This window comes from Sphingobacterium ginsenosidimutans (assembly GCF_039536865.1).
GTDB classification, from domain to species: domain Bacteria; phylum Bacteroidota; class Bacteroidia; order Sphingobacteriales; family Sphingobacteriaceae; genus Sphingobacterium; species Sphingobacterium detergens.
The window spans coordinates 1,925,590-1,940,212 of the sequence record NZ_BAAAZK010000002.1 but is presented as its reverse complement, the minus strand read 5'-3'; the positions used below and the strand labels follow the sequence as shown (position 1 = coordinate 1,940,212).

The 14,623-nt window shown below is 40.7% G+C and carries 9 protein-coding genes; 5 read left to right on the top strand and 4 right to left on the bottom strand.

The annotated features are described in order from the left end of the window. Positions 1–61: 61 nt before the first annotated feature. The 3 genes from ABFX33_RS07985 (at position 62) to dctA (ending at position 4,583) form a co-directional block, all read left to right on the top strand. Entirely contained in the window at positions 62–1,972 is a 1,911-nt protein-coding gene (locus ABFX33_RS07985; protein WP_346085377.1) for an amidophosphoribosyltransferase, read from the top strand. Positions 1,973–2,269: 297 nt separating this feature from the next. Beyond that, positions 2,270–3,325 carry an alpha/beta hydrolase gene (locus ABFX33_RS07980; protein WP_346085376.1) on the top strand — a complete coding sequence of 352 codons (1,056 nt, stop codon included), beginning with the start codon at positions 2,270–2,272 and terminating at the stop codon, positions 3,323–3,325. A 4-nt stretch (positions 3,326–3,329) separates the two neighbouring features. Continuing rightward, positions 3,330–4,583: a C4-dicarboxylate transporter DctA gene (gene dctA, locus ABFX33_RS07975; RefSeq protein ID WP_257087910.1), complete on the top strand. Its 1,254-nt coding sequence runs from the start codon at positions 3,330–3,332 to the stop codon at positions 4,581–4,583. Between the two features lie 287 nt (positions 4,584–4,870). On the opposite strand, the gene lon is transcribed toward dctA, so the two are convergent. After that, positions 4,871–7,348: an endopeptidase La gene (lon, locus tag ABFX33_RS07970; protein WP_346085375.1), complete on the bottom strand. Its 2,478-nt coding sequence runs from the start codon at positions 7,346–7,348 to the stop codon at positions 4,871–4,873. Positions 7,349–7,694: 346 nt separating this feature from the next. Here lon and ABFX33_RS07965 point away from each other — a divergent pair, with 346 nt between their 5' ends. Then, complete coding sequence (locus tag ABFX33_RS07965) at positions 7,695–8,345, top strand: tetratricopeptide repeat protein (protein ID WP_120259076.1); 651 nt, start codon at positions 7,695–7,697, stop codon at positions 8,343–8,345. Between the two features lie 217 nt (positions 8,346–8,562). Further along, the gene (locus ABFX33_RS07960; protein ID WP_257087912.1) at positions 8,563–9,117 is read left to right on the top strand and encodes a ferritin; all 555 of its coding nucleotides are present in this window, start codon (positions 8,563–8,565) and stop codon (positions 9,115–9,117) included. Between the two features lie 157 nt (positions 9,118–9,274). On the opposite strand, the gene ABFX33_RS07955 is transcribed toward ABFX33_RS07960, so the two are convergent. The 3 genes from ABFX33_RS07955 to gpmI form a co-directional block, all read right to left on the bottom strand. Then, complete coding sequence (locus ABFX33_RS07955; RefSeq protein WP_346085374.1) at positions 9,275–11,572, bottom strand: TonB-dependent receptor; 2,298 nt, start codon at positions 11,570–11,572, stop codon at positions 9,275–9,277. A 725-nt stretch (positions 11,573–12,297) separates the two neighbouring features. Further along, positions 12,298–12,888, bottom strand: coding sequence for a hypothetical protein (locus ABFX33_RS07950; RefSeq protein WP_346085373.1), 591 nt, complete (start codon positions 12,886–12,888; stop codon positions 12,298–12,300). Further along, on the bottom strand, positions 12,869–14,401 hold the full coding sequence (gene gpmI, locus ABFX33_RS07945) for a 2,3-bisphosphoglycerate-independent phosphoglycerate mutase (protein ID WP_346085371.1): 1,533 nt from the start codon (positions 14,399–14,401) through the stop codon (positions 12,869–12,871). The genes ABFX33_RS07950 and gpmI overlap by 20 nt, the downstream gene beginning before the upstream one ends. Positions 14,402–14,623: the final 222 nt, after the last annotated feature.

Here is a 14,623-nt window from a genome sequence, read left to right as displayed (position 1 = left end):
AGTGTGAGGAGGGATCGGTAAGTGCTAAATAATTCTTACTTTTGCGTCATCAAATCAAGATATGAGCGACGCTATTAAACACGAGTGCGGAATCGCACTAATTCGCCTGTTAAAACCCTTATCTTATTATCAGGAAAAATATGGTACGCCATTCTATGGCATCAACAAATTGTACCTATTAATGGAAAAACAGCACAACCGTGGACAAGACGGGGCTGGAATTGCAACCATTAAATTTGATGTTAAACCTGGAAATCGTTACATTTCGCGTTACAGAGCTATGGGCTCAACTGCTGTGGCAGACATATTCGAATATGTACAGAAAAAATTTGCTTCTGTTCAGAAGGCATTTCCAGATGAGTCAAAGGATACCCAATGGTTAAAAGATAATGTCAGTTTTACTGGAGAAGTACTTTTAGGACATTTGCGCTATGGAACGCATGGAAAGAACAGTATCGAAAGCTGTCACCCATTTTTAAGACAAAACAACTGGATGTCACGCAATCTTGTTGTTGCGGGTAACTTCAACATGACCAATGTTGATGAACTTTTGCAACAATTGTATGAGTTGGGACAACATCCAAAAGAAAAAGCGGATACCGTAACCGTTTTGGAAAAAATTGGACATTTCTTAGATGATGAAAACCAGGAGCTTTTTGATCAATTCAAAAAAGAAGGGTATTCCAATGTCGAGATCAGTTCATTGATCGCCAAAAATATCGATGTCTCCAAGATCCTAAAGCGTTCAGCAAAGACTTGGGATGGTGGTTATACCATCGCTGGTATCTTTGGTCATGGCGATGCTTTCGTGATGCGTGATCCTGCGGGTATCCGTCCGGCATTCTACTATCAAGACGAAGAAATCTTAGTTGTAGCTTCCGAAAGACCAGTTATCCAGACTGCATTCAATGTGCCTATCGGTGCCGTGAAAGAAATTAAACCTGGCCATGCCTTGATCGCTAAAAAAGATGGTACTGTGTCACAGGAAATGTTTAGACAACCTGTTGAACAACGTTCTTGTTCTTTTGAACGTATCTATTTCTCTCGTGGGTCAGATGCTGATATCTATAAAGAGCGTAAAGAATTGGGTAGATTATTAGTGCCCCAGGTACTGGAATCTGTCAAAAGTAATATTAAGAATACCGTCTTCTCTTTTATCCCCAATACGGCCGAAGTATCATACTACGGGTTGATGGATGGTATCAATACCTACGTTAGGGATTTCCAAAAAGAGACCTTATTAAAACGTGCCGATAAAATTTCTGATGAGGAGTTGGATGAGATCTTGAGCATCAAACCCCGTTTTGAAAAACTGAATGTAAAGGATGCTAAATTGCGTACCTTCATTACACAGGATGCGGACCGTACAGATATGGTACAACATGTGTATGATACGACTTATGGCATTGTTAAAGATCATGAAGATACCATCGTTGCAATTGATGACTCCATTGTCCGTGGAACGACCTTGAAACAAAGCATCCTGACGATCTTGGATCGTTTGAATCCGAAGAAAATTGTGATCGTTTCCTCAGCACCTCAGATTCGTTACCCGGATTGTTATGGTATTGATATGTCACGTATGGGTGAATTCGTTGCATTCGAGGCGGCAATCAACCTGTTGAAACAACGTGGTATGGCACATATTATTGATGAAGTGTATCAAAAATGTCTGTTGTCGATGACACAGGATGTCAATGAAATCGAAAACTATGTGAAAGCCATTTATGCGCCATTTACAGATGAAGAGATTTCCGAAGAAATTGGCCGTATCGTCAGACCACACCATTTGAAAGCCGAGCTTGAGGTGGTGTATCAGACCTTGGATAATCTGCATAAAGCATGTCCGGCACATACCGGAGATTGGTATTTCTCTGGTGATTACCCTACCCCAGGTGGTAATAAGGTTGTTAATAAAGCCTATATGAACTGGATTGAAGGTAAAAATGTACGTGCATACTTCAGTAGCTAAGTATAAAAATATCAAGAGAAGGGGGCGTTCAAGATGGACTGCCCCCTTTTTCTTTCATCTTGTTTTACCCCGCGAAGTCATTTTTTTATATGCTAGACCCAAGGGATTCGCCAAGAAGAGCTTTTACTTTTTGTACAGCTTCTTTTTTTATATATTCGTAATACGGAATTGATTATAATGACACAGCAGGAGTAACATAAGGTATTTGCTGTATTTTGCCAATATATACTTTTATGATTCAATCAACCTTTGGCCTTATTGAAATTAAGGTTTTTAACAGCGTAAATAAATAGCTCCATGAGAGGACAACTTTTCTATCTTTTTCTTCTTTTTTCAATGGTTTCCTGTGATATAGCCCATAACGTGCCCAAGGATCCTTACCCCAATTCATTTGACAAACCGAATATCGTGAATTCGTTTGTGGATCAGAATGGAAACTTCTATCCGGACAATTGGCGTAAAACGTATGGTGAACCACCTAAAAGTGGTGATGTGAATGCCTATTCCCTGATGAAGATTGCAACAGAAAAGGGTATTGAGAGCCAGTTGAAAGGTTTTGAAAAGACCCGTATGCTGGCTGTGGGGAGTAAAGTGAAAGCAAAAGACCGTGTGTTTATCTTTGTGCATGGGTTCAATGCACCCTCTGATGAAGTCAATGAGAGCTATGAATATATGCGCAAGCTGCTGAAGCTTAATCCCAACAAAGATGAGGTCGTAAAATTCTATTGGGATGGTTTACATACAACGAATCCCTTTGGTGGGGCCAAGGTTTGGTTTTCGGCTACTTCATTCAGTCAGATGGCCGGTGAATTTGGTCTGCGCAACCTCCTGAATAGCATTAGCAATAAAAAGATTATTCTGATTTCGCATAGTCGCGGCGCATCGGTTGTACTGAGTGCCCTGAGTAGTGCGACCTTTAGTGAAAGTTTTGCCAAGGGCACATTGGAGAACCACAATGTGGACGTGGATGCCGCGAAAAAGCTTGCTGAAAATGGCAATGACATTACCTGCATTATGCTGGCGCCCGCCATCGGACTGGATGACTTTAAGATCCGGGATGTAACATCGGGGACAGATTCCTTCTGTACGCTGAGCAAACAGGTTAAAAAAATCCATATCACGATCAACAATACCGATGTCATGTTAAAGAAGTTTGTCGGCTTTCTGTCCAATAAGCTGAAAGCGACAGATCTCGGGTATAAAGCCGACGTCTGCAATGAGCTGGTAAAGCATTATCCGATCATGAAGTATACGGATTTTACAGGTATGAAAAGTCATGATTTTAATAAATACATCCGCAACCCCAAATTTAAAAGCATGTTGAAGGCGGAAGGAATCGCCGTTAATCGTTAGTGCCATGAAGCATATTGTAAAGAGTCTCTATTTTCAGGTTATCGTCGGTATATTGATCGGTATTTTCTGCGGGGTCTATTTTCCCGATTTTGCCGTTAAACTAAAGCCGCTGGGTGACGTCTTTATCAAATTGATCAAGATGGTGATAGCACCCTTGATCTTCAGCTCGATCGTGATCGGTATTGCGGGGATGCAAGATGTGAAGAAAGTAGGGAAGATCGGACTGACATCGATTATCTATTTCGAAGTCATGACCACGATTGCATTGATTATCGGTTTGATCTTTGTCAATTTGATTCAGCCCGGAACAGGTATGAATGCTGATCTGGCGAGTCTGGATACATCTTCGGTATCACACTACATTACCGAGTCCCAGAAGCCCCACAGTTTCATGGATTTTATCATGGATATTATTCCGGAGAACGTTATCGCTTCGGTTGCCTCAGATAATATATTGCAGGTACTGGTTTTTGCGGTGCTTTTTGGAATAGGGATGACCAAGATCGGTCAAAAAGCTGCTGAACCTGTAATCAATGTGCTGCAATCTTTTCTAAAAGTACTTTTCTCCATTATTAAGATGGTGATGTATCTGGCTCCATTGGGAGCCATGGGGGCGATGGGATTTACCATTGGAAAGTTTGGTATTCAAGCCCTGACCAAGTTAGGGATGTTGATGTTAAGTTTCTATCTGACCTGTTTTATCTTTGTCATTATTGTCATTGGCGCGGTATTACACTTCTACCTGAAGGTTAATATTTTCAAATTCCTGAAATATATCAAAGATGAGATTTTGATTGTATTGGGAACTTCTTCTTCGGAATCAGCATTGCCGGGCATTATGCAGAAAATGGAGGATGCAGGTTGTGCGAAGTCCGTGGTAGGTTTGGTGATCCCGACGGGGTACTCCTTTAATCTGGATGGGACGAGTATTTACCTGACCATGGCGGCAGTATTCATTTCGCAGGCACTCAATATGCACCTGACCTTGCAGCAGGAAATTACCTTGCTGTTGGTGCTGTTGCTAACCTCCAAAGGAGCTGCGGGTGTCACAGGAAGCGGTTTTGTGACCTTGGCGCTAACCTTGCCCGTGGTCGGACATGTGCCTGTTGAGTCCGTGGCATTGGTGTTTGGAGTGGATCGGTTTATGAGTGAAGCAAGGGCCATTACCAATCTGATTGGCAATTCGGCGGCAACACTCGTGATTTCCAAATATGAAAATAGCCTGGATGAGGAAGTCCTCCATGACAAACTCGGTTGATAGCGCATAGAACTGCATGTTTATGCTAACTTGTGGTAATGTTAAAACGATAAGCACTTAAAAGAAATGATTTGTCCAAAAGCAAAAAGTGAATGTGCTGAGCATTGAATATTCGAAATTAAATAGTGAGTGATACGAGGGGGCAAAAGAATAAAAGTAAATCCCTGCGTGTTGAATAGTTGAAAGGGTAGAATGGGGAATACGGATGGCATAAAAGAAAAACGGGGATCCAATATTTTTGGATCCCCGTTTTTCTGAATAAATTTATCTAAATTTTTGGGAGGTGATTAAGCCTCTTTTTTTGTGTTTTCAATTCCTTGGGTTAGATCCAAAGCACCATCTACTTTTTCTTCTAGAAGCGCTAGTTTGATCACCTGTGCCATTTCGGTCACATAATGGAACTGCATATCTTTGATATAATCTTCCTTGATTTCAAGGATATCTTTTTCATTGGATTTGCAAAGGATAATATCTTTGATGTTTGCACGTTTCGCCGCAAGGATCTTTTCTTTGATACCGCCTACTGGTAACACTTTTCCACGTAGTGTAATTTCACCTGTCATAGCCAATTTCTCTTTAACCTTACGTTGGGTGAATAAAGATGTCAGCGCAGTCAGCATCGTTACCCCAGCGGATGGACCATCCTTAGGAATAGCACCTGCAGGCACGTGGATATGGATATCCCAATGATCAAATACCCTGTAGTCGATCCCGAAATCAGCAGCATGAGCTTTTAAATAAGCTAAGGCGATTGAAGCGGATTCTTTCATGACATCACCAAGATTACCTGTCAGGCTCAAGCGTCCTTTACCAGGACTTAAAGAGGATTCGATAAATAGAATATCACCGCCCACGGAAGTCCAGGCTAAGCCAGTCACCACACCGGCAACATTATTGTTTTCGTAGATATCTTTATCAAAGATCGGAGCGCCCAGGATATCCACAACATCCTGATCGTTGATACTTGGATTATAATCTTTTTCCATGACAATACGTGTCGCAATACCACGGACGATCGAACCAATTTTCTTTTCCAGTCCACGTACGCCCGATTCGCGGGTATAGTCTTCAATGATTTTTTCGATAATCTTACCTTTTAGTGCAACATCCTTGGCAGCCATACCGTGCATTTCACGTTGTTTGGGTAGCAAGTGTTTTTTCGCTATTTCAATCTTCTCCTCAATGGTATATCCATTGACTTCGATGATTTCCATACGGTCCAATAAAGCTGGCTGTATAGCACTTAGCGAATTGGCTGTTGCAATAAACATTACTTTGGAAAGGTCAAATTCCATTTCCACATAATGATCGTAGAAATGTGTGTTTTGCTCCGGATCCAATACCTCTAATAGGGCAGAAGAAGGATCGCCTTTAAAATCTGCGCTCATTTTATCGATCTCATCCAGGATAAAGACTGGATTGGCAGCACCTGCTTTTTTCAGCGATTGGATAATACGACCGGGCATTGCGCCGATGTACGTTTTGCGGTGCCCTCTGATTTCGGCTTCGTCGCGCACACCACCCAAGGCCATACGTGTATATTTACGACCCAATGCTTTGGCGATCGATCTTCCTAAGGAGGTTTTACCAACTCCCGGAGGGCCTACCAAACAAAGGATAGGGGCTTTCATATCATTTTTCAGTTTCAATACCGCGAGGTATTCAATGATACGTTTTTTGACTTTTTCCAACCCATAGTGATCCTTGTCCAGGACCTTTTGTGCTTTATTTAAGTCAAAATTATCTTTGGTCGTTTCATTCCAAGGAAGATCAAGCAGCAGTTCAAGATAGTTTAACTGAACGGAATAATCTGCCGCTGCTGGATTGATACGTGATAGCTTTTCAAGTTCCTTGTTAAAATGTTTTTCGACATCAAGGCCCCATTTTTTTGTTTTACCACGCTTTTTAAGCTCTTCCAGCTCAAGGTCAGGTGTATTTCCACCAAGCTCTTCCTGGATGGTTTTCAATTGTTGGTTTAGGAAATAATCCCGTTGTTGCTTGTCTAGGTCGACACGCACTTTATTCTGGATCTGATGTTTCAGTTCCAACATTTGGATTTCCAAGGTCAACAATTCCAACAAGAGCTTTGCACGGTTTTCAACCTTTGGTATTTGAAGAAGCTCTTGTTTTTTGATCATTTCGACATTGATGTTGGACGAAATAAAATTGATCAGAAAAGAAGGGCTTTCAATATTTTTGATTGCGATACCGGCTTCGCTGGGTAGATTGGGTGAAAGCTGGATAATCTGTAATGCCATTTCCTTCAAGGTGGATATTGTCGCCTTGAAATGTTTTGTCATCTTGGGTTTTGCCTCGTTGAATTTCTCGACACGCGCCTTGAGATAAGGCTCGGTTTCTAAGATCTCTATCAAGTTAAAACGTTGCTTTCCCTGGATGATAACGGTGGTGTTTCCATCAGGCATCTGCAGCACTTTGATAATATGGGCAACAGTACCCACCTTATTCAACTCGTCAAACCCAGGGTCCTCTACTGTCATATCCTTTTGTGAAACCACACCAATTGTTTTGTTGCCCTTATAAGCTTCTTTAACCAATTTGATGGATTTATCCCTTCCTACAGTGATCGGAATGACAACACCGGGAAATAATACGGTATTGCGTAAAGGCAAAATAGATAGTGCTTCTGGAATTTCAGCATTTGCCATATCGTCTTCATCCTGCTGTGTCAATAGGGGGAAGAATTCTGTGTCTTCCGTAACGATTGGAATAGCCTGACTGAAATCAAAAGTTTCGAATTTGCTCATAGTGTTTATTTTGTGTATTTGGCAGTCGCTGACATGTTGTCGGCAGACCTTCAAATTTTAAGCTTCAAATATTGTTTCCCCTATATTGCAAGGGAAGTGCCAATTGCTAAAAGGTAGCAAAATTACTAATCTATTTTCTAGAATATGCAAAAAAGGCAGGTTAAATAAAATTTATCTGCCATTTGTTGGATAAATAGGCATAATAATTGTAATATTGGAATGTGAAAGAATAAACGATGGCAGATTCTTGCAAGAGGTGAAGCAACAGGACTATTTTTTCTTGGGATAATAAACGATCAATATTGATCATTAATAAGGTATATTGAAAAAACGTAACTATTTAGATATGAACTTAAAATCACTTAAATTAGGTTTGTTCACAGGAGTTTTTGCTTTGGTTGCACTTGGTGCCAATGCACAACAAAAACAAGCTGAGCATAGCAATGCCAATGTGAGAATGGGCCAAAAAGCTCTTTTGGATGGTGACTTCAAAAATGCAGAGTCATACTTGACAAAAGCTTTACCGCAGGAAGGCAAAGATCCGGATGTCTTGTATATGTTGGGTTACTCCCAATTTCAAAATGGTGATTATAAAAAGTCAGCTGAAACTTTCGGTAAGGTTGTTGCATTAAGCCCTAAAAATGCAAATGCATTGTACTTTAAAGCAAAAGCAAACAATACTCTTGCAATTCAAGCAAACAAAGTGTCTGCGGCAAACAAAGAACAGTTGTTGCGCGTAGCGATTGAAGATTATTCAAAAGCGATCGCTATCACACCTACTGACTCAAAGTTCTATCAAAATAGAGCAATCGCAAACCGCGATTTGGGTATTTTGATCGGTACAGCTGGTACACCTAATTACAACAAAGCAATGGCTACAGATGCTTATAATAATGCAATCAAGGATTATGAAAAAGTATTGAGCTTTGATTCTTCTAAAAAAGATATTCAAACAGAAGTCAAAAAAGCAAAAGTATATAGAGATAACTTGAAATAAGCTTATCTTCTAGGAGAGAAAAAAGGGAAACTCAACTGAGCTTCCCTTTTTTTATGCAGGTACCTAGCACCTTGCTCTTTTCATTCTTTAGGTTATCCAATAGCTTCTGAGGATTTTCCTGATACGACTGATCCGCTCTGCAGTCTGTCTTTGATAAATTTGCAAACGAAATACTTCGCAATACTGTTCCTTTATTGAATCAACAGGAATTTAATATATGGAAACGAATCGATTGTCTGCAGAAATGCAGGAGATTTTAATCAGTCAAATGACAAAAGAAGCCGAAGCTGCGCAAATTTATCTGGCTTTGGGCGTATGGGCCGACGATCAAGGCTACGGTGGTATCGCCAATTTCCTATATCGACATGCGCAAGAGGAACGGAATCATATGACCAAAATTATGGGGTACATACTGGAAAGAGGAGGGCGTCCCCGGATCCAGGCTATTTCAGCACCACCAGCAGATCCAAAGACCTTGACGGAGTGTTTCCAGCGGGTATTTAAACATGAGGTAGATAATACCGAAGCGATTTATACTATTGTCAATCTGTCTATGGAGCAGAAAGATTGGGCGACATGGAACTTTGCACAATGGTTTGTCAAAGAGCAGATCGAAGAAGAGAAACTTGCGCTTGAATTGATCGATAAATTGAAGATCGCCGGTGGAGATCGGGCCTCAGATGAATCGTTATTTGCATTAGATTCTTCATTGGAAAGCATGCCTGACGATGTGGCTTTGGCACGGGAAGGCACAGCAGATGATCCTAAGTAGGGTGGGAATTTAAATTCTGAGAATAATTTTTAGTGCGCTGATCGCATAAAAATAATGTCCGAATTCGTTAAGAATTCGGACATTATTTTTTAGAGGAAGTCTCAAAATATTACTTAGCACATTTGCCAAATCTGCCTTTTGGTAAAATTTCGGCGCTTTATTTTTTTATGCTAAGTGGGAGGTAGATTCCAAAAGTAACGTTCCTGCCCATATTATAAACGCCATAAGTAGGATTTTCTTGCGATAATCTTCCCGGACGTAGTCTACTTAAAGCATCGTAATAACGCTTGTTGGTGAGATTAGAGGCAGTCGCGTACAGCTTCACTTGTTGTTTTCCTAAATGTAAGGTAGTGCCTATTCCAGCATTGATCAATGAATACGAATCTGCTGCTGTCTCAAAAGTTTCGTCAACGCGATTCTGTTTAAAATAATTGTCTAAACCTACCGATACATAAAAAGCATGTAATCCATTTATTTTGGGCTCAAGGCGTAGTGTGTTGTGTAAAACACCTGCCGGAATCAATGCTAAGGGCCTATCAAAAGTCCTGTTTTGTGCATGGGTATAGGTAAAGGTGTTGTCCAAGTGTACCCAGTTTAGCGGATGGAAGTTTAGACTTCCCTCAAAACCATAAAGATTGGCATTTACCTGACCGTAACGATAAACATCATAAGTCTGTTCATTATTGTCCTCATCAACGATGGTTTTTGTATCGCCCTTTTTTGCTGAAGCATAGATAAAATTATGAATATAATTTTCATAGATCCCGATACTACCGGTGACGATGCTATGTCCAAATTCTAGGGTTGCATCCGCTTGGAAGCTACGTTCTGCTTTCAGATTTTCATTACCGATTTCATAGCGTGATGTACCTTCGTGTACACCGTTAGAACCCAATTCTGCCGGGTTAGGTGCTCTGAAGGCAGATCCGGCATTTGCTTTGAAGTTGAAATCTTCGCTGAAACTATGTGTAAAACCTAAAGCACCGCTAATATTGCTGAATTTATTTTTAAAACCCGGAAATTGCTCCTCATCCTCAACGTAAAGCTGTTTGCCCTTGCTATTGACATAATCGTAGCGTAGTCCCATATTGAACGTGTTATCGCCCCAGGTTTTCTTGGCATAACCAAAAACGCCCAATTCGACCTGGTCATAAGCAGGAATCAGAAATTCAACACCTTTGTTGACACTATGCTCCTGACTAGCACTGATACCAACGACATGCTGCCAGCCGTTTCTTTCAGCGAGGTAATATTTCGCGTCAAGTGAGTAGGTATTTAAATCAAAAAATAGGGAAGGCGTCGCTTCTTCAAGTTCGCGACGTTGATTTTTCTGGTAGCCTAGGTCCAGTTTTAAATTTCCTGAGCCGATTACAAAATTATTATTGAGTGCGAGTTTATAATGGCGGATATCCTGTTTGGGGAAATCCAATGTCCGGCTTTTAGATTCATTGTATAATGGATCGCCGACTTCACCATCGTAAAAACCAATATTATTTTTGAGGTAGGAAAAATTAAGGTGTGAATATCCCCATTGCTTATTTAAACCCAGCATACCACTGAAGCTGGTATTATTAAAACCACTATTGATATAGCGCCCTGCTGGTGTATTGTAGGAATACGCATTTTGATAAGATCCACGTCCGCGCCATACAAAGCCGTTTTCATTGCCTGTAAGCATCAGCGAGTTGTTGGTGAGTCCATTGTTGGTTGAATAACTAGATAGCAGTTCACCTTTTATTTCACCTGCAGTGGGAACGCTGGGCTCGAGGATATTAATCACACCGCCGATGGCATCAGATCCGTACATCAACGAAGCTGCTCCCCGAAGTACCTCTACCCGGTCGGGCTGATTTTGGTCGATCTCGATACCATGTTCGTCACCCCATTGTTGGCCCATTTGCTTCACACCATCATTGACGGTGACAACACGGTTATAACCAAGACCGCGGATGACAGGTTTGGAAATACCTTGTCCTGTTGTAATCTGACTTAAGCCAGGTACCTGACGGGCTAGTGCGTCGATCAGATTTGTCGCACCACCCTGTAATTCGTCTTTGGAAATAACAGAGACAGAGGTACTGTTGCGACGGCTTTGCGCAGTCACAAGGGTACCTGTAACCACCACCTCATTTGTCTCGATTATACTTTCTGTCAACGCGAAATCGACCGATACATCTGCTGATGTCAGATCTATAGTTTTGATCAGCGATTGGTACCCAATAAAACGTACTTCGACAAGATAACGTCCACTCGAGGGCAGTGATTTGAATGTATAACGCCCCTGTTGATCCGAAGACGTACTTGAGCGGAGTTGGAGCAAAGATATGGTCGCTCCCGCGATGGGTTGATTTGTTTTTGAATCTGTCACCTTACCCGATATGGTCGCAGCGTTAACCGTGAATAGAAGGAAATAGCAGACAAGCATACATATGCCGCCTTTAATTTTGAGTTTCATCTGTAAATATTTTTATGCCATCAATAGATGGTGCCTATCCAAATGATAGCCTGTCGCATTAAAATTGCTTTTTCATCAGTCATGAAAAATAACCTGTTCAATACGGAGAAATCATCATTGAATTGCTTGATTGTTAAATTAAGAGGAAAATCCATTATGAATTCGCCAGTAGCAATCACCAAAATTTTGGTTCTTTGTTTCCTGATCATAGTAAACAAGGCTTTCCATAAAAGCTTTGTTGTCGCATCGTGGATGAAATTTAACAAATGGGGGGACCGCGATTGCCAGATAGCAATGCACTGATCATTTGGTCACTGGGAACAAAGAAACCAAATGTTATTTCCCGTTCAGGAAGAGAAATTTCATGTTGGCTAAAATGAAAGAGTAACTGCGGGTGTGAATTTTGGTCGCAAATAGAACATTTTGGATGGTCCGCATGATGTTTTTTGGGACTGCAGTCCACTATAGTTAATGCCGGCGACTCATGGGAATGGGTATAGACAATGAACTGACCGATTAGAAAGGTCATTAAAAGCGTTAACGCTGCTAATTTGTTCAATGAAATATTGCGCACTTTATTTTTCTATACGAGGCCTTTGCAGGCCATTAATGAGGCAAAGATAAGAAAAATAATAAATAAAGCAATGATGTTGCATTTCTTTATTTGTATTGGGGAATAAAAAAATGTCTTTATGAATGGGTATAAAGACATTTTTCGGCATGAGTTATTTTTTTGATTGTACAAATCGCCCAATAATTTCATATTGGTTTGCATCGAGTCCTTGTACATCCTGGAGTTTTACAATACTGTACAATGAATCGATATAATAATCCAGTTTTTCCTCACTATCATAAAGAGAGTTTGCGATCTTTTTATCGATCTGGATATGTTTAACCTTTTCGTTTTTACGATCAAACTCAATTCGGAGTTTTTGTATCTGCAGTTCTTTCTTTTTGGCAGTAAATTCCGTTACACAATCTACGGCTTTGACATCGTAGAGAGCGGGATCAAAATTTTTGCTGATATCCGCAGACTGGAAAGCTGAAAGTTCATTTTTCCAGTTTTCAATTTTGAGCTCACGTTGTTCCTTTTCACCGTCTTTGTTGACGGATTTTAACACCGAAGGGTTGAGTTGCTGCAAGCGTTGTGCTTCGGCGCTGAAAAAAGAGTCTACCGAAAAGATATCCGTCGTTTTTTTAGCTTTCTGTTGGCCTGAGGGGGAGCTACAGCTCCAAAAAAGTAGCGCACTTCCCACCAATAGTGGAAGTGCGCTGCTTACTTTTTTATATAAATTCTTATTCTGATACCAATACATTTCCTGTCATTTCAACGGGGATATCCACGCCCAAAAGTTTGAGAACGGTTGGAGCGATATCACCCAATTTACCATCTGCGATTTTTTTGTAGTGATCATCAATCAAAATACAAGGAACCAAATTGGTTGTATGCGCCGTATTTGGTGATCCATCTTCATTGACCATAAATTCTGAATTACCGTGATCAGCCAAGATGATAAATGAATAACCATTTTTCAATCCTGTTTCCACCACTGTTTTTGTGCATTGATCTACTGTTTCTACTGCTTTTACGACAGCCTCAAATACACCAGTATGGCCTACCATATCTGGATTTGCAAAATTGAGACAGATAAAGTCAGGCTGAAGAGTTTCCATATCATTGACTATTGCTTCAGTGATTCCATGTGCAGACATTTCAGGTTGAAGATCGTAAGTAGCCACTTTCGGAGAAGGGACCAAAAGACGGTTCTCACCTTCGAATTGCTGTTCACGGCCACCCGAAAAGAAGAATGTCACGTGTGGATATTTTTCAGTTTCGGCAATACGGGTCTGTGTTTTATGATTGGCTTCCAACACTTCACCCAAGGTATTTGTCAGGTTATCTTTTTGGAAAACAACACGCACATTTTTGAAGGTTTCGTCATAGGCTGTTAGTGTGACATAGTACAGGTTCAATGGTACAAGATCATACTCAGGGAAAGCTTTCTGTGTCAGTGCAATGCTGATTTCGCGACCACGGTCTGTTCTGAAATTGTAACAGAAGACCACATCACCTTCCTGGATTGTTGCTACGGCAGTACCATCTTCATTGACCAAGGCGATTGGTTTAACAAATTCGTCTGTTACTCCAGCATCGTATGATTTTTGGATTGCAGCAACCAGGTCATTGGTTTTTTCACCTTCGGCTTTCACCAAAAGATCATAAGCCAACTTAACGCGTTCCCATCTGTTGTCACGGTCCATCGCGTAATATCTACCAATGGCAGAAGCGAATGTGCCTGAAGTCGTTTTTAGATATTCTTGTAGATCTTTAACATAGCCTATTCCCGAATTAGGGTCAGTATCACGACCATCCAGAAAAGCATGAATGAAGACCTGCTCACTGTTTAGTCCAGCATGTTTGGCGGCATCACAAAGACCTTTAAGGTGCTTGGTGTGTGCATGTACACCACCATCCGAAAGCAATCCGATAAAGTGTACTTTTTTATTATTTTCAAGCGCATACTTAAATGCATCCTGGATAACGATATCTGTGTTGAATACGCCATCATTTACCGCTTTGTGGATACGTCCTAATTCTTGATAGACAACTCTTCCGGCGCCAAGATTCATGTGGCCAACCTCAGAGTTACCCATCTGTCCATCAGGAAGGCCAACGGCTTCACCAGAAGCTTCCAGACTTGAATTTGGGTATGTTTCCAATAAATGATCTAAAAATGGGGTATTTGCAGCTTCAACTGCATTTGATTTATCATGTTTTCCGTATCCTAGTCCGTCTAGGATCATGAGTGCAACTTTTTTCTTATTCATCGTATAACAAAGATAACCTTAATTTTAGAATCTATCAATGCGTCTTTAAAATCTTCCCTTGTTTATATGCAATAATTTTATAGGTTTGTGGCATAGTTTATGTTTGGTATAAACTATGCTACCTAATGATTGATTACATCTATTGTGGAAACTGTTCTGTCTTATTTTGAGCTATATGAAACTTTTAAGCTATTGCGTATTTATATTTGTTTATAGTCTTTT

What these genes read in the sequence shown, in the direction of transcription:
- ABFX33_RS07985 (WP_346085377.1), top strand. Translation starts at nt 62, where the DNA reads ATGAGCGACGCTATTAAACACGAGTGCGGAATCGCACTAATTCGCCTG.
- ABFX33_RS07980 (WP_346085376.1), top strand. Translation starts at nt 2,270, where the DNA reads ATGAGAGGACAACTTTTCTATCTTTTTCTTCTTTTTTCAATGGTTTCC.
- dctA (WP_257087910.1), top strand. Translation starts at nt 3,330, where the DNA reads ATGAAGCATATTGTAAAGAGTCTCTATTTTCAGGTTATCGTCGGTATA.
- lon (WP_346085375.1), bottom strand. Translation starts at nt 7,348, where the DNA reads ATGAGCAAATTCGAAACTTTTGATTTCAGTCAGGCTATTCCAATCGTT.
- ABFX33_RS07965 (WP_120259076.1), top strand. Translation starts at nt 7,695, where the DNA reads ATGAACTTAAAATCACTTAAATTAGGTTTGTTCACAGGAGTTTTTGCT.
- ABFX33_RS07960 (WP_257087912.1), top strand. Translation starts at nt 8,563, where the DNA reads ATGGAAACGAATCGATTGTCTGCAGAAATGCAGGAGATTTTAATCAGT.
- ABFX33_RS07955 (WP_346085374.1), bottom strand. Translation starts at nt 11,572, where the DNA reads ATGAAACTCAAAATTAAAGGCGGCATATGTATGCTTGTCTGCTATTTC.
- ABFX33_RS07950 (WP_346085373.1), bottom strand. Translation starts at nt 12,888, where the DNA reads ATGTATTGGTATCAGAATAAGAATTTATATAAAAAAGTAAGCAGCGCA.
- gpmI (WP_346085371.1), bottom strand. Translation starts at nt 14,401, where the DNA reads ATGAATAAGAAAAAAGTTGCACTCATGATCCTAGACGGACTAGGATAC.